At 44.4% G+C, this 24,236-nt stretch carries 14 protein-coding genes; all 14 read right to left on the bottom strand.

The window, feature by feature from the left end; genetic code table 11:
• Positions 1–8: 8 nt before the first annotated feature.
• Positions 9–1,301 carry a histidinol dehydrogenase gene (gene hisD / locus ACNURT_RS13485; protein WP_419698115.1) on the bottom strand — a complete coding sequence of 431 codons (1,293 nt, stop codon included), beginning with the start codon at positions 1,299–1,301 and terminating at the stop codon, positions 9–11.
• Between the two features lie 25 nt (positions 1,302–1,326).
• On the bottom strand, positions 1,327–2,430 hold the full coding sequence (locus tag ACNURT_RS13480; protein ID WP_419698114.1) for a family 43 glycosylhydrolase: 1,104 nt from the start codon (positions 2,428–2,430) through the stop codon (positions 1,327–1,329).
• Between the two features lie 32 nt (positions 2,431–2,462).
• Complete coding sequence (locus ACNURT_RS13475; protein WP_419698113.1) at positions 2,463–3,632, bottom strand: glycoside hydrolase family 172 protein; 1,170 nt, start codon at positions 3,630–3,632, stop codon at positions 2,463–2,465.
• 10 nt (positions 3,633–3,642) lie between these two features.
• Positions 3,643–4,821: a glycoside hydrolase family 172 protein gene (locus tag ACNURT_RS13470; protein ID WP_419698112.1), complete on the bottom strand. Its 1,179-nt coding sequence runs from the start codon at positions 4,819–4,821 to the stop codon at positions 3,643–3,645.
• A 222-nt stretch (positions 4,822–5,043) separates the two neighbouring features.
• Positions 5,044–7,194 carry a hypothetical protein gene (locus tag ACNURT_RS13465; RefSeq protein WP_419698111.1) on the bottom strand — a complete coding sequence of 717 codons (2,151 nt, stop codon included), beginning with the start codon at positions 7,192–7,194 and terminating at the stop codon, positions 5,044–5,046.
• Positions 7,195–7,235: 41 nt separating this feature from the next.
• Complete coding sequence (locus ACNURT_RS13460; RefSeq protein ID WP_419698110.1) at positions 7,236–8,450, bottom strand: hypothetical protein; 1,215 nt, start codon at positions 8,448–8,450, stop codon at positions 7,236–7,238.
• Positions 8,451–9,266 (bottom strand): glutamine amidotransferase, encoded by an 816-nt coding sequence (locus ACNURT_RS13455; RefSeq protein WP_419698109.1) that lies wholly within the window; start codon positions 9,264–9,266, stop codon positions 8,451–8,453. It abuts the gene before it with no gap.
• 42 nt (positions 9,267–9,308) lie between these two features.
• Positions 9,309–11,150, bottom strand: coding sequence for a sodium:solute symporter family transporter (locus tag ACNURT_RS13450; protein ID WP_419698108.1), 1,842 nt, complete (start codon positions 11,148–11,150; stop codon positions 9,309–9,311).
• A gap of 410 nt (positions 11,151–11,560) precedes the next feature.
• Complete coding sequence (locus ACNURT_RS13445; protein WP_419698107.1) at positions 11,561–12,766, bottom strand: glycoside hydrolase family 172 protein; 1,206 nt, start codon at positions 12,764–12,766, stop codon at positions 11,561–11,563.
• Between the two features lie 66 nt (positions 12,767–12,832).
• The gene (locus ACNURT_RS13440; RefSeq protein WP_419698106.1) at positions 12,833–14,653 is read right to left on the bottom strand and encodes a RagB/SusD family nutrient uptake outer membrane protein; all 1,821 of its coding nucleotides are present in this window, start codon (positions 14,651–14,653) and stop codon (positions 12,833–12,835) included.
• 21 nt (positions 14,654–14,674) lie between these two features.
• A complete protein-coding gene (locus ACNURT_RS13435; protein WP_419698105.1) occupies positions 14,675–17,863 on the bottom strand; it encodes a SusC/RagA family TonB-linked outer membrane protein in 3,189 nt (1,062 codons plus the stop codon).
• 262 nt (positions 17,864–18,125) lie between these two features.
• A complete protein-coding gene (locus ACNURT_RS13430) occupies positions 18,126–19,169 on the bottom strand; it encodes a LacI family DNA-binding transcriptional regulator (RefSeq protein WP_370994422.1) in 1,044 nt (347 codons plus the stop codon).
• A 331-nt stretch (positions 19,170–19,500) separates the two neighbouring features.
• Complete coding sequence (locus ACNURT_RS13425) at positions 19,501–21,651, bottom strand: TIM-barrel domain-containing protein (RefSeq protein ID WP_419698104.1); 2,151 nt, start codon at positions 21,649–21,651, stop codon at positions 19,501–19,503.
• A gap of 4 nt (positions 21,652–21,655) precedes the next feature.
• Positions 21,656–24,235 carry a glycosyl hydrolase family 95 catalytic domain-containing protein gene (locus ACNURT_RS13420; protein WP_419698103.1) on the bottom strand — a complete coding sequence of 860 codons (2,580 nt, stop codon included), beginning with the start codon at positions 24,233–24,235 and terminating at the stop codon, positions 21,656–21,658.
• Position 24,236 lies beyond the last annotated feature (1 nt).

The following is a 24,236-nucleotide window of genomic DNA, read 5'->3' as shown; positions in this document are numbered from 1 at the left end:
CATAAAATTTACTTTACGGTATTCAATAAATGGCCGTAACGCCGCACCCTTAATGTTGCCTGCTCTTTATGTGCAGCAAAACCCTCCAGCTCGCACAAACGCATAGCATACTCCCCAATCATCGCACTTGCCTCTTCTGTGCATCGCTGGTAAGTGCAATTCTTCAAGAATTTGCCCACCCATAGACCACCTGTGTATTTGGAGGCCTTCATGGTAGGCAAGGTGTGATTGGTGCCGATAACTTTATCGCCATAAGCCACATTTGTTTCGGGTCCCAGGAACAGCGCCCCATAATTGGTTAATTTGTCCAGGAAAAACCGAGGGTCCTTGGTTAATACCTCCACATGTTCATAAGCCAGTTTATCGGCCTCCAGAACAGCCTCATCTTCATCGGCTACCAAAATAATAATACCATTATCTTCCCAGGCTACTCGCGCAATATCCGCTGTTGGAAGTTTTAGCAACTGCCTTTCAATTTCAATTACAGTTTCCTTTGCTAAGCTCGCAGAAGTGGTGATCAATGCCGCTGGTGAAGTTGGCCCATGTTCGGCCTGGCCTAAAAGATCACAGGCTACCATTTCAGCATCGGCGGTATCATCGGCAATGATCAGTACTTCAGTTGGACCGGCAAACAGATCAATACCTACACGCCCGTATAACTGGCGCTTAGCCTCGGCCACATAAGCATTGCCTGGGCCAACTATCATATCCACCGGCTGTACAGTAGCCGTACCTACAGCCATGGTTACCAGGGCCTGTACACCACCCACTATATAAATCTCATCGGCACCGGCCATGTGCATGGCGCATACAGTTGCCTGCGGAACTTCGCCATTGATTGGCGGTGTGCAAGCGATCACCCGTTTTACACCGGCTACCTTAGCTGTTAGTACGCTCATATGGGCCGATGCTACCATAGGATACCTACCTCCCGGGATATAACAGCCTACGCTATTAACCGGGATATTTTTATGCCCCAGAAATACCCCCGGCAACGTTTCTATTTCAAGATCCGAAATAGAGGCTCGTTGTTGTTCGGCAAAAAACCTGATCTGTTTTTGGGCAAACCTGATGTCATCTATCACCTGCTGGGGAGTGTTATCTACAATTGTTTTAATCTGCTGCTCACTAAGTTTGAACGACACGGGCGACCAATGGTCGAGCGTTTCTGAGTACCGCCTCACCGCGCTATCACCATGCTCCTCAATATCATTTATCATTTTTTGTACGGTCTCTTTTACTTTCGTATCTGCATCTTTAATTTCCGATGCACTTCTTCCTCTTTTTAAAACCTCTGCCATTGTTGTGTTATATATATTATTGTTGTTATTCTCCTGAAGGTTTTGTTAAGCTTTGGGTGGTACTTACGGGTACACCAAAATTAGGTGTGCCGTCCGTGTTCCAGGTAAATTTCTGGATCCGCGGACTCCTGGATCCCCCACAACCTAAGCCGCTTTGCGCGTTGGCGTGATAAATGATCCAATCCTCTTTGTTATCTTTTGATTTAAAGAAACCGTTATGCCCGGGACCAAATACATTGTTATCAATGCTCTTACTGAATACCGGCACAGGGCTTTTAGTCCAATCGGCCGGGTTGAGCGGGTCGCCATCAGCTTTAAGACTGAGCATACCCAGACCATAATCATCCGTATTGCAACTGCTGCCCGAATAAACCAGGAATACCCGCCCGGCAGCATTTTGCAATACTTCGGGACCTTCGTTAACCGGCGATCCTTTTTTCTCCCAATCGTATTCCGGCACGCAGATCTGCACTTTGGCAGTTTTTAGCGTCCAGGGATTGGCCATTTCGGCTATGTAAATACGCTGGGTAATATCCTGTTTGGAGATCTGTCCGCTCCAGATAAAGTACAGCTTGTTTTTATACTCCAATACAGTACCATCAATGGCAAAAAAATCACCATTAGGATCAAACAGCCTGCCTTTATCGGCCCAGGTGCCATTTAACGGTTCTGCAGATGAGTTTTCAAGTACAAAACAGCGTTGGGTACCCAGATCTGAAGATGCACCGGCAGTATAATATAAATACCATTTACCCTGCAGGTAATGCAGTTCGGGTGCCCATATATTCCTGGAATTGGCTCCGCTTGACGGAGGCGTCCATACTACGGTTGAACTGGCTTTACCCAGTTCGGAAATTGCCGGAGTTTTGGTAATGGAGATATTGGATCCCTGAGTACTCATATAATAAAATGAGTTGCCGCTCTTGATCACCCATGGATCGGCACCGCTACTAACTAACGGGTTTTTAAATGTGGTTATCTTAGCCGGCGGATCAGGTGGTGGTATATTTTGAGTGTTTTTTTTAGTACATGATAAAATAATAATCACAGGGATTATCAATAATGCCAGTCTTATTAATCTATTGTTTTTAATGACACTGATGATCCTCGTTTTATAATCTGTTTTCATAGGTTCTCTATATTTGGTAAATACTAATTGCATTAATTGCCCCACAGCTTTGGATCATTACCCTTGCTTTTGCGCCATTCGTTGCGCCAGCGGTGTATATCAACCGGGCCAATCATGGGCATGGGTTTCCGTGCGGCTGCATCCGGAATGGGTGGTATACGTTCAGCCTTATCCTGGTACCAATAAGCCACACTGGCCAAATCAAGTGTCATTACATTAGAGCTGCCATGTTCTATGGTAAATTTCAGGGATTGATCAAAGTAAATTGGGTCGGCAACATTAAACCGGTAGATGTGTGTTTTACCAAGGAAGCCGATATCGTTATTCACTTTAGCGTAACCGAAATACGGCGTGCTATAAGGTGTTTTTGGAGCGCCCCATGAGGTATTAAAATAGTCTTCGGTACCGGTTCCATTTAGCGCGGGCTTTTCATCGCCATCAATAAATATCATGTCATCACCCTCACCATACCAATATGGTGTAGGCGAATGCACATAATAATTTACACCAACAAAATGTCCTTTGCCTTTAATATCGGCGATCACATAATTGTCCTTACCTAATTTATTCGGTTTATTAGGGCCAAACATCCAGTGTTCATCTTCCACGCTATCTACCGGACCGGTGAGTTGCTTATTGTACCAGGCATGAAACCTGCCGGTATTGGCGGGCAGCTTTTTCATTTCCACGTAATCCACATAAAAATAAAAGGCATTGATATTCTGGCCCGATTGATTCTCGATCTCGATCCGTGCCCCTTTAGCAAACGGCATGGCAAAATAACTTACCAACCCATTCCCATTCATTGGTGTGGCCAGTAAGGGCGCTGAAGTGAACAGGTATGATTCCTGCCAGCCTTGCCCAAAGAACGGCCCGATAGGTGACTCAACCGAAGGATAATCATTACCATCCCAATACATGCGAATAATGATATCATTGCGGCTCAAAAACCGGGGCTCGGGTGCCATCGTGATCCAGATATGGTTAATGATACCCGTGCCCTGCACATTAAAGATCGTCCGTTTTTCGCCAGGTTTGATATTCTGCAGGTTATCGTGATTATCACCGCTCAGGTCATAGCTGCTTACCCGCTTTGATTTTACGTCGTGTTTAACCTGTGTCAGGTCCATCATTTCCTGGGCATATAACCGCGAAGAGCAAGCCAATAACAATGCGATGATGATATATTTTAATGATTCCATACCGATGCGTTTAATTGCCCCACAGTTTTGGATCATTACCTTTACTCTTACGCCATTCGTTACGCCAGCGATGAATATCGCCAATGGTAATCAATGACATCGGCTTGCGTGCCTCGGCATCGGGAATAGGCGGAACCGGGGTGGCCACGTCCTGGTACCAATATGCCACACTCGCCAGATCAAGTGTGAGCACATTATTATGACCATGCTCAATGGTGAACTTAAAGGCTTTATTAAAATATAAAGGATCGGTAATATGGAAGCGATACAGGTGCGTGCGCCCCAACCAGCCGATATCATTATTTACCCGTGGATAACCATAATAAGGATTGGAGAAAGCCGTTTTAGGACACCATGCCGTATTGAAATAATCCTCGGTACCGGTACCATTGAGCGTAGGTGAGGTCGCTTCGTCAATAAATATCATTTCATCACCTTCACCATACCACATTGGTGTTGGCGAATTGACGTAATAATTTACACCCACAAAATGCCCCTTGCCTTTAATATCGGCAATAACATAATTTCTTTCTCCCTTCAAATTGTTACCCGACTTGCCAAAAACACCCCATTCGTTTTCTCCTTCTGTTTTAGAGGCGTCGGTTAACTGTTTATTATACCAGCTATGAAAACGTCCGGTGCCGGCGGGCAACTTGTTCATGGTTAAGTAGTCAATACTATAGTAAAAGTTATCTATCCTCCTGCCCGATTGATTTTCTATTTCAATACGTGCACCGTTACTAAATGGCATGGTAAAATAACATACCATACCCCGTCCCTCAACTGGGCTTGCAGAAAGTGGTAGGGAGCTATATTGATACGATTCATTCCAGCCTTGCCCGAAGAAAGGCCCTATGGGCGATATTACTGACGGATATTCATTACCATCCCAATACATTTTGATGATCACATCGTTACGGCTCAGCGTACCGGGGTCGGGTGCCATGGTTATCCAGATGTGATTGATGATGCCTGCACCCCTCACTTCAAATATGGTCTTTTTCTCGTCTTTAGCTATCCGTATAAAATCATCGGTTCCGCCGGTACGGTCATAACTACTAATTCGTTTGGAAGTTACTCCTTGCTGTATCTGTGATAAAGCTGATAAGTCATTATTTAAGATCTGCGCGCTTGTTGAGACGGCAATCAGCATGATAAACGATAGAATATGAAGTATCTTTTTTTTCACGTTTTTAGTTTTTAAATTCTGATTTTTTAAAAGGGTGTCATCCCCCGTCGAAGCATGGTGAAGTGGCCTCTGCGCACGCCCTTCGACAAGCTCAGGGTGACATCCATTCCCTCTCATGTCTTTGCGAGGAAGGAACGACGAAGCAATCGCAAACTATGCAGATCTTCCCTGTACAGTATAAGATTGCCACGCTATCGCTCACAATGACATGGCTGTATTTTTCTACTTCATCATTTGCTCAATCACCGGTTTTGCTTTGGTTTTAATAGCCGAATTTTTAGTTACTTCCCAGAAGCTGTTCTTTTGTTCGATCTGGATCTGCGAAGTCACTATCCAGCTTTGGATCCAGCCGGTTAGTGTACACCAGGCCCCCCAGCCTGCGTCTGAGTTAGATGCCCAGTAGTCCCAGCGCCCATAATCAAAGGCACGCATCCATGCCCCATCCAGATCATGATGTTTGGTGCTTTGTACTTGTATGCGGGTTAAAAAATCAGATAATTTATCAACTGCTCCTTTATATTTTTTATCTCCTGTAGCCCTGTATGCTTCATTTAAACTAAACAGCGCGAAGTTGCAGGTATACAGCATACAGGACGCTTTTTCGCCATTTTTAAAGATGAGCGAACCTTCGTCTGTCCCGTAATCGGCATTACTGTTCAACGCTTTGAACATGCCTTTGCCCTTGCCTAATTCTTCCTGTATAGCGCCACTTGCATCCTGATATTTTAATATTTCATTTACCATTTTATCCAGCCATTGGCGGTGTTCCGGCGTATCTTCTATCCGTACCAGCCAGGCCAGCGGCAATATCATGCGGGCACGCTGGGTTTGCATACTGCTCCCCCACTTCCATTGATCGGGGTAGCCATCCATCGTAATTTTGATAGCTGATTTCGTTCTATCCAGCAGAGGAGCATAACCGGTTTTACTATACAGCCATAAATAGCAGGCCCACATCCAAGATTCAAAATGTGGTGATTCATGCACCAGATTGCGATTGTAATAATATTGCCAGCCATTTTTAATGATATCCGCTTCTTCCAGCCGCTCACCACGAAACCCTTGTTTACCTGTTGTTCTGAAATTAGCTATGATGGCCTCGGTTAACTCCTTGTCCCATTTATCGGTATGCAGGTACGATGCCGCGGCTATAGCGCCCAGTATAGCCCTGGAATTATCATCGCCATAAAAAGTTACCGCGTTGGGCGTCGACCAGCCTAAAAGGCCATAAGCAGGGCTGTTGGGATTATTTTTATTACCCGCACGCAGGTTGGAGGTTTTGAACAGATAATTGACCAAATTGGCCGATTTTGTTTGATATTCCTTATTGTTTAGTAAACTGCCCGCTGCGGCCATAGCCATACTCACCTCACCCTGCACATCGGCACGCATCCAGTAACGGTACTGCTGGCTGCCATCATAATAAATAGTAGATGTATGTCCTTCAATTATGCCCAGACTACCATCGCCACTTGGTTTACTTTGACTTACCGGCGGACCAAGCGGCTCGGTGTTGTTAGATCCGTCATGTTTCAGCCAGTCGGCTTTCCAACTGTGGTCGATAAAAAACCGGCCGTTATTAAACCATTGCGCTCCTTTTTTGATGGTGGTTAAACGGGCATTAGCAGGTAATGGCTCATCGCGGTTAAACATCGGTTTTACATCTTCTATCCATTTATCCAGGTTAATATTCTGATTACCCGTTATACGCGATAAGATGTATTTCCATACAGTTTTGATAGATTGCTGCGGACCGTATCGGCCGGTTTCAAAATTGCTAAGACCAGTCATGCTTACCAGTGCCCCGCCTTGCTCAAAGAGTAAGGGATAGGCTTTAGTATCCTTAAGCCCATATTCGGCTTTATCAAAACCAACTACTTTGGCCAGTACAATGAGCGGTTTATTAACCTCAACTGGTAATATAAAACTGTTCTGCACTGCAAACAGGGCCATCGGTTTTAGGTTATCGCCAAAAACGTCTTCGGTTATCACGGCACGTTCCAAATGGGTTTCAATCGGTTTTTCAGGAATAGTTAAACCCGGGAATGATGAAGGGTATTCCACATATAATTTGATCCCTTTTTTACTGGCCTGATCGAGCAGTTGTTGACTGATCCTGTTAACCGGGTCTGTTTTGGGATAGGCTGAGGCAATAATAAACACTCCAGATCCCTGGGTAGCTGCATTTACCGCTGCCTGTGGGGTGTTGTATTTTTTTATGCTGAAACCCTCACGCTTCAGCAATTGATAAAGGTCGTTTTTCTCGCTGCCGTAAAAATACAGGTCCGCACCCTTTGCAATACACTGGATAGCGGTACTGATCAGCAAGATGCAGATCCAAATCATACTTTTTATGGTTGTATTTATTTTCATAATGTTTATCGTTACTGTTTTCGATCAGCTGTTGCCGGTATTTATCTGTTATACAATTCATTTAACAAGCGCAGAGCCTCTTTAATGATCACCTTGTCGGTTCCCGCTTCCATGTACGACCATTTACCCGGTCCTGCTTCATAGCCTCCCAGTTTAAGCGCTTCTTCCGTTGGGATATAACCAATATTATTTTCGGCATAAGCCACAACTATGGTATAGGTAAAGGGCGATCTGTCTTCAATATCTAACGCGGTTTCTACAAAGGGTTCGCCGGGTAAAAAAACCATCGCCAGTTCACCTATTCTGATAGCGCTAAAGCGGGCCAGGGCATCCTTATCATTGGTAATTCCCGAACCCTCCCTTACAGGCAGCTGCACTTTACTACGGGTAAATGCAAAAACTGAGCTATTTATTTTTAATCCGTTTTCATCGTTTTGAGCAACTTTGGCCAGGGCCATGCCATGTTCCCGCGCGTAATCAGGCCCCATGGAAACCGTTGGTGGATTAGTATCACCAGCTGCACCATTTAAAAACAAAGGCATTCCGTTTTGAGCAGAACGTTCCATTTCTATGCACATTTCGCCGGGGAACTCAGCTGAGATATGTTTCAGACACATTTCATGCACCGGATGGCATATAGCATGAACCATAGTAGCTACGCTATCCCCTTTATCATTATAAAAGCGAACGGTTTTAACGCGATGGTCAACCGGAGGCAGATCAAGCAATTCTGGAGCTATGGGCTGGATACTATCAGACATGACGATACCATTGGTGGTTTTTATACGGCGCTGCATGGAAAAGCCATCCAACTTATTGTAAAAAACAGATAGTGTACATGGCTGCATGGCTACCATGGCAGTCTTTATAGCTTCCCGAATCCTGAACTGTACCCGTGCCAGCCAAAATTGATAAATCTCTGTTTGATATAAGTTTGACAGGGCCACGGATTCAGGCGCATTATGGGTATGGGTATAGGTAAAAATAATCTTATCCCCGTCGATAATATCAGTCATGCCTTGTTTAAAGTTATCCCATCCGTCAACTGCGGTATCATTTAGCGCCAACAGATCAGCGGATACAAGAGCAATGAGCTCGGCACCCAAACGAAATACCAGCACCCGTGCTTTTAGAGGCAGTCTTACCGATTCAAATGGCTCATATAATCCGTTTATCGAAGAGGTTAATAACCCAACTTCGAGCGGTGGGGTGATATCAGTAACCGAGGTTCCCACAAGTAATGGTGATGGGGTCATTTATTTATTTTTCTTTTTAACCCAGTTTAAAGATTGCTGCCAGAATTTGTCATAATCGGCCCATAACTCAAAATTGATACCCCAGTGCGGAGCCGGATCAGACATGTAGGTTAACACCCTACCCTTACCATATTCGCCCACTACTACCAAGGGATGGCCGGTTTCTTTTACGCGCACCAGCACTTGTCCCTCTGACTTTTCGTTTACCTCGTTATAACCAAATATGGGCGGGAATTTATCCCATGCCAGGCCCTTTACTGCAGGATGATCAGGCACCAGAACTTCGGCTGTAAACCCGGCTGATGACTCCACCAGATCCTCGACCAGTAAACAATCAACCGGTAAGGCATCTTTCAGACTGCTCCTGCCCCAACCCGATTTGGCCTGCACGCCGCTAAAGGATAACCAACCGCCCAGCATCATCATACCGCCGCCATCGCTGATCCAGTCTTTGATCACGTTTAGCCTGTCGGGAAAGGTTACTACTTTGTTTTCGCGCCTGGCACGGTCAAAAAAACTTGGGTACAGATGAAAACATTTGGCTTCAACATCGCTAATGATCAGGGAAACAGATTGCTCCAGATACTCTTCCAGTTTGCCAGGTTCCAAACGATATAATTCCCAATTGGCTAAAGGGGTAACATCAACGTGATGCTCCAGGGCCTCGGTCAGGCGTTCGCCGTAGAAATGCAGGTCGGCATCTTTTGTTTCTGTTCCAAAGGGGGTTTCGATAAATGTAGGGCCAACGTGAAATACCCAGTCGCCAAGATATAGCACATGTTCGTCTTTTGATCTGAACTCTTTTTTTGCTCTCATAAATTTTTTAGCGTGTTGATTTTTATTAATTTTTTAAAGATTTTATTCGATTACAGTTAAGATTGATTTTGGCATTTCGGTGTTCTCCGCCGTGCGGATGGCCAGGTAAGCCAGATAAGCTTTGGCTGTCCGTTTAAATATGATGAACAGTATAGCGCATACCGCCAACTCACCCATGCTCCTGTAGTAATGTCCGAACCATGCCTCCGTGAGCCCCTGTATCAATAAAGATGTTGCCGCGAAGCCGATAACCGCCACACCCAAGCCACGAAATATGGGTTTAACAATATTAGTAAGTGGTTTTGAACCATGTTTTACCCGGAATGATTTCCAGAAACCTAATGGATGAACCCGTTGATAAAAGTCGTTTAGTAATATATCAGGATCGGGTTTGGTCAACAAAGCAACGCTTATCCAGAGGATGGTAGTAAGCCCCATTACCAATAAGGTTGACCAGTACCAGGGTAGCATCAGCTTTTGCGCCGAGGCAACACCCATAAACAACAACAGCTTTGGCCCCAATACCACCAGGCAAAATATACCTGCCCCACCAAATGAAGCGGCTACCCGGGCCGGACCGTTAAACCGCCACCACCACCATTGTGCCCAGTTGGCAGGCAGTTCGGCGGCGCTAAGCTGCAGCATAAATATGGCTACATCTGTAATGATGCTCACGTTAAATACCACAGCAATGGCCAGGGATATGATAATGGCCATACCCACTTTGCCCATCAGCATATAGTGTTTTTCGCTGGCTGTGCGTACAAACCACTTACGATAAATATCACTTACCAGCACCTGGCTGCCAAAGTTCAGGTTATCACCTACTACCGACATCGTAGCCGCCATCATAGCCGCCACCAGCAGTCCCATGGCGCCGTGCGGCAGCATCTCCTTCATCAGGCGGCCGTATACCAGCTCCCGGTCGGCGCCGGCATTGCGCAACTCAGGCCATATCACCGCCGCCGAGATACTGGGCAGCGTAACCAGCAGCAATAAAATAAACATGGTGATAGCTGCGACCACATACATGGTCAGCGCCTCTGATGGTGTGCGGGTTGAAAGAATGCGTTGTCCCTCCATAGCACCCCCCATAGGCGCGGCATCGCCGCCGTAGCCTATACTTTGACCAAACATCCAGGCCATAGCAGCCGCCAGTGGGAATACATCATGTTTAACAGGTGGTGTCATCTGCAACATTTCGGGATGGGTAGCGCCAAACACATGACTTATAGCAGACGTCATCGCCGCAGGTCCGCCAAAATGAGCCAGCGTGAGTCCGGCCAGGGTAATGGTGCCAATAAAGAAAATACTCATCTGGATAAGGTTCGAGATCACCACTCCCTTATAACCCGAAAAGAAAACAAACAGAAATGAAACCGGCACTACCAGGTACAGCGTTTCTATTTTGGTTAACCCAAACGCCGGTCCCATGATCTTAAAGGCAGCCAGCAAGGTGATCCCTGTCCAGGCAGGCATCGCGATAAGCGAGGTGCGTATGGCTATCCATATCCTCATGGCCGATGCTGCCCTTGCGGGGAATCTTAACCCATAAAATTCAAGTGATGTAAATAAGTTTAAACGCCTCCAAAAAACAGCAAACAGCACTCCGCCGATAAATAATGCCAGTCCGAACCGGCTCAAATACCACCAGGATATAAAAGCTCCCGTTACTACGGCCAGGCCACCATAACCGGTTGCCGCATCCGGACTAACCAGCGCGGCGGTATACGATATGCCATTTAGCCATCCCGGTATCTTTCGGCCACCCAGAAAAAAGTTTTCGAGGTTGGCTGATGCAAAGCGCCGGTGCCACAGCGATAAGGCAAACATTAATGCCAGGTACCCTGCCACTATCCAAATATCCGGTTGGTTCCAATTCATATTGTTTTTTTGATAATTAATTTAGGGAATTAATTACGAATGGATAAATCCCTGAAGTCATCCCGGATTTATTTCGGGATCCCATCTGATTAGTAGTTCGCATACACAGTTGCCTACTCTGCATGTGAGGTACTGAAACAAGTTCAGCATGACATCTCTTTACGAAGCATAGAATAGAGGATATTTTCATTTTGAATACGTAGTCATTTTTAATTTTCTTATACAAAAACGCTATTGATATTTTATCATTATTGACTCCTTCATTTTTCAATTAGGTTTTATGACCTCAGACAGATCAGGAAGCTTAGCATACTTATATCATAAACATGTATTATTTATGAATGCGTATTCAAATTTAAAATTTTACAATTAACATTCCAATAGCTGATCAAAATAAAAATACATTTATTTTATAACCCCTTTATCCTTTCGGCCAATGGAGCCAGGGGTGGCAAATTACTTTCGGGCTTGTCCAGGTAAAAGTATGCCGTGGCCGAATAGTTATCAACACGGTAAAAATTCACCCATTCATCCGCGGGGAACTTATCATCAAAAAGATCCGGATAATCGGGGTTATCCAGTAGTTTGATCAAACTTTTTGACGTCCCAACCGAAATGGGTTTCACCCTACCTCCTGCCCGGGCAATCGCTCTGATCAGATCGCGCCCGGCCCCTCCTATTTGCTGAATAGTTACCCGGCAATCGGAATGAAAGTAGATCGGATCGGGTATATGATACCTATAAAAAGCAAATTTTTTGTTTTGTTTATCAACTACGGTTGCTCCCTGATATAATTGCGAAAACGGACCCAGATTCCAGGCGGAGCCAATATAATCTTCCGTGCCTGTGCCGGCTAAAGTCGGGTACTTCCGATCCCCGTCAAGAAAGGTTTTTACTTCACCTTCCCCAAACCAGGTATCACCATATACTTTATCGGCCACTACACCAATATTTGTACCCAGAAACCGGCCTTTGCCGTTTACCCGGGGTAATATCTCAAAATCGCTGCCCAGTCCAACGCCACTGCTATTACTCCAATAAGCATGAAAGTAGGCTATATCTTTAGGGTGTTTTTTTACCTTGATCAAATCCACATCATAAAATAACAACTGGTTTTGTTTCGATTCATTAACCAGCATGATACGGGCATGCTTTTTAAAAGGCATAGGCACATAGCAGTTGAATGATTTCCCTTCAGGATCGCTAAACAAAGCACTCTGAAAAGCAGTCATTCTTCCAAGACCGATCCCAAAAAAATCACCTAAAGGAGCTGACACAGCCGGTTTTGCGGCACCATCCCAATACATTTCAATATGGATAGCACGCAAGGCTTCCGGGTTACGGTCAATAATGGTCATCCAGATACGGTTGACAATGCCGGCACCTTCAAAATCAAGCAGGGTAACACTTTTACCGGCATTTATCCATTCGCTGGGATGGCCTTTAGCCCCCTTATTTTCCATGCCGCCCTTGCCTTTATCGCCGGTGCGGTTCTCAAAGCTTACCCAACGTGTTTCGGCATCTGGCGGAAGCTCATAAAGCTGCTGTGCCTTTATCCTAAGGGGACAAACGCCAAGAATTAATAATAATGTGATTATCGTAAATGATCTGTTCATATAAATATTATTAAGTAAGTAATAATACCGGGGCTCGCCCCCGGTATTAAACTAACCAACTAAACATTACCAACCCGGGTTTTGTACCAGGTTTGGATTTTTATCTGTTTCGCGTTTTTGCATTGGCCATAAGTAATGTTTCTTTTCAAAAACGCGTTTTTCAACTATTGTTCTAACGAAAAAGGCAGGGTCGGTTTTTGATGCACCCGCCTGAATGTTCATACCATAGATGTAGGTATTATCGGTTTGTTCGGCTATTTTCCAGCGATGGCAATCGAAATAACGCTGTGTTTCAAATGCCAGCTCAATACGGCGTTCATGATGGATACGCTCGCGCATATCGCTTTGCGAAAGCCCGCCTGGCAACCCCGGCATCCCCGAACGGGCCCTGATCAGATTGACATACCGGTATACATCGCCTACGGGCCCCTGTGCTTCATTCAAGGCCTCTGCATAGTTCAAATACTGTTCGCCCAGCCTAAAAAGAACCCAGGTGCGCAATACCGGCTGTACTACCGGCCGCCAAACAAAACTTGGGTTACATAATTTTTTCACGAGGTAACCTGTTTTAGAATAATTTCCTGAGCCAGCGGCCTTTTTGCCGTCGGCCCCGTTAAACCAAAATTCCAGGCCCTGTGTACGGGTTTTCCATATATCGCCCGAGAAATGAATGGTAGCGTAAAAACGCGGATCGCGGTTAACATACATGTTACTGGTACCTGCTACATATTTACCCCCGGGATCGGCCACGTCGGTAAAACCTGTTTCGGTATAACCCGATTCGGGATTGATGATCGGTGTATGATCGGCATTATAACCGGTTATAGGTCGGGTGCCATTGGCCATTTCATAATCATCAACCAGATCTTGAGTCGGCGCATTCAAGGTAAAACCCAATAAGCTCAGTGGCTCACTATACACGTCATGGTCATTAAATAAGCCAGCGTTATAAGAGAAAAAAGCTTCTTTATTGTTATTTGCGTAAAATAGTTCCTGGTAATTTTTAACCGGGTCATTAGTTGCCGAGGTATAAAGCCCGTATCCCGCAGCCTCAGTCTGGTCAATGCAGGTTTTGGCAGCATTAGCTGCATCTTGCCAGCGTGAGGCGGCAAAAGCCGGGAATAAATGTGTCCCCTTATCATCAACCAAACCGGTGTAATCCGGGTTTCCGTTCCATAATGGACTGGCCATATAAAGCAATGTTCTGGCTTTTAAAGCCAGGCAAACAGATTTTGCCGGCCTGCCATATTCGGCATCAGAAGTAATACGTGCCGGAAGTAATGCAGCGGCTTTATCACATTCCGAAGCGATAAAGGCAACACATTTATCTATTGGATCTCGCCTGATACTTTTCAGGTCCGCGGAAAGTGATATGCTATGATCTGAAATAGGTACCGGGCCATAAACCCTGATCAGTAAAAAATGAAAGTAGGCACGCAGAAAAAGAGCTTCCCCTTTTAATCTGGCCCGCAAAGCATCGGTAAAGAAATCATCAAGCGGCACCTTATCAATGTTTTCAATAAAAATATTGGTTTTACGAATGGCGTTATAATTTTCGGTCCAGGGATCTGGAATGTTATTGCCATAAGATGTCGGGTTCCATGAACCCGCGTTCATGCTGTTTGAAAAAGAGATGGCGTAAAACTGATCCATCTCATCAGATGCGCCTATGTAAGGGTTACCTTTTGTATCGTTGTCAACCTGCCGGTGCTCTTTTGGTAAGGAAGCATAAATATTACTCAGGAAACTCTGTGCATAATCCCGATTGGCAAAAACCTTATCAATGGTCAGGTCGTCATCCGGCGCTTTATTCAAAAAATCTTTTTTACAGGATGCTGCTACAAAAAGCAACAACATGATCATAACTGATTTTACAAGTAATTTCATAATACTATTAATTAAATGTGTTTAAAAAGTAACCTGCAGACCCAAGTTGAGTGTACGTACCTGCGGATATCCGCCGAAACTCACACCATTACTATTGTCCTGTTCAGGATCAATCACCTTCAAGTGATCCCAAAGCAATAAATTGGTTCCGTTAACAAAAAAGCGTGCGTTGCTTACACCCACTTTTTGTGAAAAGCTTTTGGGTATGTTGTAACCTATTTCGGCCGATTTAAGACGCAGATAATTGCCATTTGCTGCATATAGCGTATTGGTGACATAGTTATTGGTGTTTTTCACATCGATAACAGAAGGGTATTTAGCGTTGGCATTATTTGCGCCCGGGATCCACCGGTTATCGTAGTATTCTTTGATCACATTATAGTTACCTACGCCATCCATAAATGCCCAAACCGGCCTGCCCCCTAAAAAGAAGGTGGAGCGGGCAGCACCCGTAAAGAACACGCTGATATCAAAACTCTTATACCCCAGTGTTACGCCAAAACCATACATAATTTCGGGGTTGCGGGCATAACCAAAGTAGGTTTGGTCATCTGTGGTTATCTTCCCGTCGCCATTGAGGTCCTTATATTTAATGTCGCCGGGACGGATAATAGATTGTAACTGCGTTTGTGACGGGCTATTGTCAATATCCTGCTGATCTTTAAACAGGCCTGCGGCGATATAGCCATATGGGCGATCGATACTCTGGCCTCTTGAATTCTGATATGCCAATGGCTTCACCGGCGAATCGTCCTCTATTATTTTGTTGCGAGCATAAGTAAAATTGGCCTGGAATGCATAGTAGAAACCACCTGCTGTCCGGTTCCTAATCTGTATATTACCATCAACACCTTTGTTATTAACAATACCCAGGTTGGCATAAGGGATATTGCCACCAAAACCAGCCGAACTGGGAATCTGCTGGCGCTGCAGCAATATACCGGTACGGTGTTCCCTAAAAGCATCAACCTGTAATACCACCTTACCGTTAAACATTTCCATATCTAAACCCAGGTTGGCTTTGGTTGATGTTTCCCAGCTGATATCTTCATTACCAATGCGGCTTTCGGCAAAGGCACCTGTGGGATAAGCCTGGCTGGAGCCAAAAGGATAATTATCGGCATTTTTATTAATGGTGGTCTGGAACAGAAACCGTGAGCCACCGATCTGATCGTTACCAACCTTTCCGTATGACCCTCTGATCTTTAAGGAACTGACCACATTCTTATTCCAGAATTTCTCATTGGATATGATCCAGCCAAAAGCCCCGGAAGGGAAGAATCCATACCGCTTACCGGCCGGAAAATTCTCAGATCCGTTATACCCTCCATTAAATTCCAGCAGGTAGCGTGAATCATAATCATACGTTACCCTGCTTGCTAAACCCTGTCTGCGGAAAGGAATATTATCAAGCGAGTTAGCCGCTGTAAGGTTGATGTATTCGCGCCTGTTACCCAGCAAAAGGCCGCTTACCGAACTTTTGCCGAATTTGCGGTCGTAATTAATTGATGTTTCCAGGTAAACCGCACGATTTGAGGCGCTGCCGTAATAGAACCCTAATGCTGTTTCCGTCTGGATCAGCTTATATTGATCTTTACCGTTAGCATCTTTACCCAGGTACTGATAAGTGCTTGGTATTTTATGGCGCACATTATCTGTTTGGTTATAATAGTCATAGGAAAACAACCCATTAAGAGATAAGCCGGGAGTGATCAGTGAAGACAGATCCCACTTTGTACCCAGTGAGCTTTGTAGCGTAGTGCGGAATTGCTTTTGATAACCTTCCTGCGTAGTGCGGGTATAGGGACTTTCGGACAGGAACGTACCTTTTCCGGGGATAGAACCATCGGGGTTTTTAAAAGGGTAACTGTTATTTGGAGTATAATTTAAAGCATCATAGATAACACCGGCACTTGAACCTGGATAATTACCGTTGGATATAATGCCCCCTACATTAAGCGCTATGGAAAAACTTTTAGATAAGCTGACATCCACATTTGAGCGGAAATTATAACGCTTTACACTGGTATTGGTAGGGTATGGAATGGTAGGATCTTCCTTATAAATACCATCCTGAATGGTGTAACCAACATTGGTAAAATATTTAAAAGTTTGATTGCCACCCTGCAGGCTTAAATTATTGATGGTTTGAAGCGTGTTCTTTTTCAACGTGGCGTCAATCCAGTTAACATCCGGATACAAAAACGAGTCGGAATGGTCTTTGTATTTTTGTACCTCGGCCGGTGTAAAAAAAGCGGGCTTTCCCACATTGGCCATGGCTTCGTTGGCTAATGTTGCATACTCATAACTATTAATAAAATCAGGCAGGCGCAAGGCTGTCAGCATAGCAGTTTCTGTACGGAAAGTTACTTTTGGCCGCCCCTCAGCACCTCTTTTGGTATTGATAAGAATAACACCATTGGCACCGCGTATACCGTAGACCGCAGTAGCCGAAGCATCCTTCAATACCGAAAAGCTTTCAACCTCCTGTATATTGAGATTATTCATATCCCGCTCCACCCCGTCAACCAGCACCAATGGAGCTCTTCCGCCAGATGTGGTACCGAAGCCCCGGATATACACGCTCGAAGCATCGTAACCAGGTTCGCCAGAGCTTTGCCTGGTTATAATACCCGGCAGCCGGCCACCTATTGCGTTGGACAATGAAGGTGTTGATACCTGCTGCAGATCGGAGATCTTTACAGTTGATACGGCTCCGGTAACTGACACCTTTTTCTGTGTACCAAAGCCAACAACAACTACATCATTTAACTTCCGGCCAGCTTCATCAGGCACCAGTTTTATTCGCATGGTGCGGTGGTTGCCTACCCGGATATGCTGGGTTTTGTATCCAACAAATGTTACAGATATCGAGTCGCTTTCGCTGGGCACTTCAATCAGGAACTTCCCGTATACATCGGTAATAGTTCCTTTTGCACTGCCTATCACTTTAACTGTTGCTCCAGGCAATATCTCATCCTTTTCATCAACAACAGTACCCGAAAGCACAAATGAAGCAATCGTTGCTGTTTTTTGCGCGTTCATTGTTTCGGCTGGTGTTGCCGCATTTACCTGGTTATATAAACTACAGGTGATAACTAACAACAAAAGCAAAGATTTGCACACCTGGTAACGGATATATCTAAAACTCCTTTTCAGGTTAATGTGGGTTTCAAGATCCAAAACCCATGGTTTTGTAGAAATTCGCATAAATTAATAAAGTTTAGCATACGTGTATTATTTATTAATTACTCACAACGAACGTGTAGCGCAACGATCGTCAGCACTGCAGAATGCAGTTCTATTTCATTTGTTACTTCAAGGTGGGTTTTCGTCAAATTCTCTCATTTTAATGGTTTTTTATGGTTTATAAATGTGGTTTATCGTGTTAAAAAGTGTTAAATACCATGGGTTATTATTATCGTTATTTTTTTGAATACGTATTCAAAAAAATAAAAGGCAAAAAAAATGACTATGCCATTTTTTTTGCCTTTACAGATGTTCGGATCACCAGGTGCCCTTTCATCATGACTACCTGAGGCACCGAATCTTTATCGCTTATCTCTTTCAGCATTAATTCCACCGTGCTGTCAACCATTTCTTCCAACGGCTGCTCCCAGGTGGTTAGTGAATAAGATGGCCACTCAGACATCCGGATATTATCAAAACCTATTACGGATACATCTTCAGGTATTTTTAAGCCTATAACCCTGATGGCATCCATTACACCCAGTGCTATAATGTCGTTACCACAAAAAATACAGTCAATATTTTTATTCTTGGTCATTAACTCCTGCGCAGCTTTAAAGCCGCTTTCGTAGGTATAATTACCAGGCTCTATCATCAGATCGGTTATATTTCTTTCATTCAGCACCTCTTTAAAGCCCTTTAATCTGTCGATAGTGGTTGAGGTATCAGATGGTCCCGAAATAAATGCAAATGACTTATGTCCCATCTCCACCAAATATGCTGCTATTTGTTTAGCTGCAAGATAGTTATCACAAAATACCGCACTGCTTTCCAGTTGTTCGGTATAGCGGTTAAAAAGAATTACAACGATACCATTCCGGTTAAATTTTTGCGAAGCTGATGAAGATAATAGTGCATCGGTAATGATCACACCTTCAACATTATACTCCAATAACTGAGTGATCTCTTTCTCCTGTATTTCTTCATTCTCTGAATTGATAAATATCAAATGATAACCCAGCGCCGATAAACGATTATGGAATATTTCTAAAACAGCCGAATAAAAAGGATTACGGATATTGCGCATCACAATGCCTATCATCATTGTTTTACGAGTGATCAGGCTCCTTGCATGCGCATTCGGCTGATATTCTAATTTTTCGGCAGCATCCAATATTTTCTTTCGTTTTTTTTCCGACACATTGGTATTACCGGCAAAAACCCTCGAAACAGTAGACTGTGAAACGCCAGCTAATTCTGCAACATCCTGCGAAGTGTAATTTTTCTTATTCACGTTTATACCGTTATTAAATGAATACGTATTCATTTATACAAATATAATTTTTTTATTTATAAAAAAGATTTTAGAGAAAATTAAATTTTTCTATGAATAATCGGGATGGATCAGCAAATTCCAACGGGAGATCTTCGGAAAGAGCTATGCCTTAATCATAAGGCAATCTACGTTTGCATCCAGAAAGTAAACTTTCATTGATAATCTTCGGCGGAAAATTTCTTAGTATATAAAGAATTCCTTAAATATAAATTACGGTTACATATCCCCTGGTTTTGTGTATTTGCATGTAAAAGCCATCGGAATTCTCTGATGGCTTTTACATGATAGAATTTGGTTAAACTACAGGCAGATGAATGTCTGTTTAGAATTCTGTCATCATTTTAAATATTACCTTACCTACATTATCAGGTTTACCCTTAGGCGTCGGAGAAATTGAACCTTTAAGTTTTCCGTTTAATTTGATTACCCTAATTTTGCGGAAACTATAATTACCTTTCTCATAATCATAAGTTTCACCGTCATCATCATAAAGAACGTAAGTACCAGGTTTATCGCCATAATATCTTACTTCAATATCAACTTTCTGCCCCGCTTTAGGTGCATGCAGCATTGGAGGCATCATAGGTATCACCCCGCCATCCTTTACAAACACCGGTATTTTATCAAGCCCTGGCGTTACACTGATCACTTCTCCATTGCCTGCATACTTTCCGGTATAAAAATCATACCACCTACCTCTCGGCAATATTACTTTGCGACTGGTTTGCCCGGCAAACATGGGGGCCACTAATAAATATTCGCCGGCCATGTATTGATCCTTTACTTCTTTGGTAACCGCTTCTTCGTATGGATTTTCTTCCAGATTTAATTTCTTGTTTTCCCCTTTAGCCTCAGTATTGGTAAACCCATCTTCCAGGTACATGGCCCTGAAAGGTGGGATTCCTTCAAAATGATATTTTGCAAATTCGCTGTACCAGTAGGGAATCATCTGCATGCGCAGATTAGCCATTGTTTTTACCTGTTCGGCCACTTCAGGAAACGACCATGGTTTGGTGCCGCTGGCCCAGGCATTGATCATGGCCATAGGTGAAAAAACATTGGACTGGAACCTGCGCAACCACTCTTCGCCGGTTTTGGATGAACGTACCTCCGGTGTCCATAATACGCCGGCAAAACCACTATTCACCAACGCGGTTATAAAGTCGCGGTGATCATAATAATCATTATAGATCACATAAGGGAATGACGAACCTCCGCCATTTGAGGCGCGTACCAATCCAAATGTACGCTGGTTACGCTGGTGATAAATTTCGCTGGTGTAACGCTGCATCATGAGGCCATAGGTCTGCCGCATTTGCTCGGCATCATGACCTGATGGGAAAACTGCGACATCTGGCCATAAGTAATTATCGCCTCCATCAACCTCGTCCATTTTATAGCCGCTAATGCCGATATCTATCTTGCCTTTTTCCAGTTCGCCAAAAAAGATCTGCCGAGCTTCGGGCATACTGATATCTGGTACAATTCCGTTCCAAACAGTATGTGAGCCACTATAAGGTAAAATGCTTTTATACAGAGGGGCCTCTGGCGATACATAGGGGTTTGTCCATAAGTTGAGCCGGATATTCTTTTTCAGCATATTCTGCACCAACGATTTGGGATCAGGGAAGCGGGTTTTGTCCCACTCAAAAGTACAAGGGTACGATTTGCTTTGCCAGCCTGGTTCCAAACCAATAAAATCAAGCGGATAACCCTTTTCCTCAAAAGCCCTGGCTTCTGCAGCAACGCCCTGCGCATCAGTTAAACGCTGCATACGCTGGGTAAAGCCCAGTCCCCAACGCGGTGGCAGGCAACCGCCGCCGTTCAATAAATTATAGCGTCGTATAGCATCTAAAGTTGTAGGGCCTGCAAATACATATATCTCCACTCCTGCCGCGGGCACCAGCATTTCCACACCGTCTGAGTATGGATGTGAGCTCCATGTTTTATCCAGGTTCCTATCCTTTACTTCTGGAGCGATTTTACTATCACGTCTTACAGCCGTACCAGCATACACATTGATATACCTAGCCGAGTTGATAAACACCCCATACCCGTTTGATGAAACATAGAATGGCGTAGGCGCGTGGGTTCGGCCATTATCCTTACCTGCATAATTATCTACATGTAAGGCGAGTACTTTACCTCGCTGAAATACCGTTTGAAAGTTTAAACCAAAACCGAATATCTGCTCTTTTTTCTCCAGCGGAAAACGAAGATAGGTTTTGCCGTCCAGTACCCGACCGGTAATTTCATCCTGTGCCAGCGGGAAGGAAGCTTTGGGCATTTGCTGTAAACCAGCATGGTATGGCTGCACACCAGCCACTTTAAGCAGATTATACTCTTCGGGCTTGCCTATTATGCCTTTCCATATCCCGGGTTCAACTTCTGTCCAGATTATGGATTGTGCCCAGATGAGTTCTGTAGAACTTAAGCATAAGCAAACCAATAAAAAATACTTCAGGATCTTCATTTTATTATTGCGGTATAATGGTGTAGGTTTTGCCCTTTTCGGTGGCAAAGTCTATTACATAGCCTTTATTAAAGCTGATATCCGTCAGCTTAGCACCGTCAACTTTTTGGTGTGGAGGTACAGTAGGCGGGGTATTCAATATATTTTTATTACCGCCAACAGCGGCTTTACTATTTACTTCGATCACCTTTACAGGGATTGGGGTACGCAACCGACAATTACCGCCCAGGTGTGATTTGATCAAAGCATTAGTCAGTTTGCCTTTTTTCCAGCTGATGGCCACCTCAAAATTACCGCGGGCCTTAATGCCTTTGATGCTGCCATCGGCCCAGGTGTCTGGTAATGCCGGCAAGACTTCAATTTCACCATTTTGGCTTTGCAGCAGCATTTCGGTCATACCGGCCGTTCCGCCAAAATTCCCATCGATCTGGAAAGGTGGATGCGCGTCGAACAAATTGGGATAGGTACCGCCCCCGCTCATCTGTTCTTTTTTTTGCAGCGGATCCATGTAGTTAAAGGCTGCACCCAATATTTTGTAGGCGTGATTACCATCGTGCATACGCGACCACCAGTTCACTTTCCAGGCCATAGACCAGCCAGTGCTCACATCGCCCCTATATATCATGGATTGCTTGGCAGCGGCAGCTAATTGCGGTGTATTAAATACGGAGATCTGCCTGCCGGGGAACAGGCTAAACAGGTGCGATATATGCCGATGGGTATCTGCCGGATCATCCCAGTCCTGGAACCATTCCTGCAACTGTCCGTATTTACCAATGTGGAAAGGATAAAGTTTATCATAAGCAGCTTTTACCTGTGCTGCAAAAACCCTATCCGTACCTAAGACCTGTGCACTGCTGATACAGTTTTGAAACAGCTCACGAATAATAGACATATCCATGGTGGAGGCCATGCTGACCAGGTATTCCTTACCATTAATTTTGATGGTATTCTCTGGCGATGTGGATGGATTGGTTACCAGGTAGCCCGTTTTAGGGTCAGTCACGAGCCAGTGCAGCATAAACTGCGCGGCGCCTTTCATAATGGGATACGCGGTTTTACTTAAAAAAGCCTTATCACCGGTAAACAGGTAATGATCATACAAATGCAAACTCATCCAGGCTCCCCCCATTGGCCAGGCCGACCACCGTACCGAGCTTTTGGGGTCATGATCATAACCACCCACAGTAGAGGTTTTGGCCCATATATCGCTGTTATGATGCTCAACCCAGCCTTCAGAAATGTTATAACTTTCTTTAGCAGTAATAGCTCCGTTTATGGTAAGCTCTTTTAAAAAATCAAATAAAGGCTGATGGCATTCTGAAAGATTGGTATTTTCGGCCAGCCAGTAATTCATTTCGGTATTGATGTTGGTGGTATAATTACTACCCCATGGCGGTAATACCTGATCATTCCAAATACCCTGCAAATTGGCCGGAGCACTACCGGGTCTGGAACTGGCTATGAGCAAATAACGCCCAAACTGGTAATACAGGGTTTGCAACTGCTTATCAGGATTGGTTACACTAAAATTCCGGAGCCTTTGATCGGTAGGTTGCATTATCATGTGTGCATCAGCACCCAGATTAAAACTCACCCGTTTAAACAGTCGTTGATAATCGGCAATGTGCCGTTGTTTTAATTGCGCATATGTTTTTTGCGATGCGGCAAGCAAACCAGCATTAGCTTCCATCGCCGGATCCTTGCCTTGCAGACCTGGGGATTTATTAAAACCATTAAAGCTAGTGGCCTCAGTTAAATAAAGTATAACTTCATTTGCACCACTTACCTGTAATTGGTTATTAGCAGATTTTATCTGTCCACCAATATTCTTTATTCTGAGGTTGATCTGAAAATTCATTCCTTCCCCTTTTGGTTCATCATAAATCACCTGTTGTGGTTCATAATCGCGGTTGGCTACGTAGCTTGGGGCTTTCCCTTTTAATATGAGTTTGCTATTACCATCGTTCGCTACCGAAAAATGCAGCTTGCTTTGCAGGCCGGCCGTAAAATTGATAGCGCCTTTTTTGTCGGCCGTAATGCGTATCATCATTATTTTATCCAGGTAACTGATAAACGTTTCCCGTTTATAGTGCACTCCCCCCGATTCGTACCTTACGGTTGAAACCGCATTGTTTAAGCTCAGGTCGCGGTAGTAGTGTGTGCTGTCTGTAACATCAAAATTCAACAGCAGATCGCCCAATGGTAAATAACGGGCGGTGTACGGGCCCTGCAAATGTTTTTTCCAGAGGTCGGCTGCCTTGTCGAAGTCGCCATCAAATACAGCCTTCCGCACCTGCGGTAAATATTCCGGCCCTTGTGGGTTATTACACGATTGAGGATAACCCGACCATAAATTATGATCATTCAGTTGATAGCGTTCGTGGCTAACTCCACCAAATACCATAGCCCCGGTAGTAGCATTACCCAATGGCAAAGCCTCTTCCCAGGCAGCGGCGGGCTTAGTGTACCACAATTTTAAATTAGCATCATCGCTATGTGTTTGTGCAGATGCGAAACCTGCACTTGCCAAACCCGCCAAAACCAATACATTTTTAAGAGAATAAATTTTAGTGCCACCCATA

It is taken from the genome of Mucilaginibacter sp. NFX135 (assembly GCF_048565145.1).
In the GTDB taxonomy this organism is placed as follows: Bacteria; Bacteroidota; Bacteroidia; order Sphingobacteriales; family Sphingobacteriaceae; genus Mucilaginibacter.
The sequence above is the reverse complement of the archived record's forward strand: the minus strand, read 5'-3'. Positions and strand labels throughout refer to the sequence as shown.

Excerpts from the sequence above, each read along its gene's own strand:
- hisD (WP_419698115.1), bottom strand. The coding sequence starts at position 1,301 with ATGGCAGAGGTTTTAAAAAGAGGAAGAAGTGCATCGGAAATTAAAGAT.
- ACNURT_RS13480 (WP_419698114.1), bottom strand. The coding sequence starts at position 2,430 with ATGAAAACAGATTATAAAACGAGGATCATCAGTGTCATTAAAAACAAT.
- ACNURT_RS13475 (WP_419698113.1), bottom strand. The coding sequence starts at position 3,632 with ATGGAATCATTAAAATATATCATCATCGCATTGTTATTGGCTTGCTCT.
- ACNURT_RS13465 (WP_419698111.1), bottom strand. The coding sequence starts at position 7,194 with ATGAAAATAAATACAACCATAAAAAGTATGATTTGGATCTGCATCTTG.
- ACNURT_RS13460 (WP_419698110.1), bottom strand. The coding sequence starts at position 8,450 with ATGACCCCATCACCATTACTTGTGGGAACCTCGGTTACTGATATCACC.
- ACNURT_RS13455 (WP_419698109.1), bottom strand. The coding sequence starts at position 9,266 with ATGAGAGCAAAAAAAGAGTTCAGATCAAAAGACGAACATGTGCTATAT.
- ACNURT_RS13450 (WP_419698108.1), bottom strand. The coding sequence starts at position 11,150 with ATGAATTGGAACCAACCGGATATTTGGATAGTGGCAGGGTACCTGGCA.
- ACNURT_RS13445 (WP_419698107.1), bottom strand. The coding sequence starts at position 12,766 with ATGAACAGATCATTTACGATAATCACATTATTATTAATTCTTGGCGTT.
- ACNURT_RS13440 (WP_419698106.1), bottom strand. The coding sequence starts at position 14,653 with ATGAAATTACTTGTAAAATCAGTTATGATCATGTTGTTGCTTTTTGTA.
- ACNURT_RS13435 (WP_419698105.1), bottom strand. The coding sequence starts at position 17,863 with ATGCGAATTTCTACAAAACCATGGGTTTTGGATCTTGAAACCCACATT.
- ACNURT_RS13430 (WP_370994422.1), bottom strand. The coding sequence starts at position 19,169 with ATGAATACGTATTCATTTAATAACGGTATAAACGTGAATAAGAAAAAT.
- ACNURT_RS13425 (WP_419698104.1), bottom strand. The coding sequence starts at position 21,651 with ATGAAGATCCTGAAGTATTTTTTATTGGTTTGCTTATGCTTAAGTTCT.
- ACNURT_RS13420 (WP_419698103.1), bottom strand. The coding sequence starts at position 24,235 with ATGGGTGGCACTAAAATTTATTCTCTTAAAAATGTATTGGTTTTGGCG.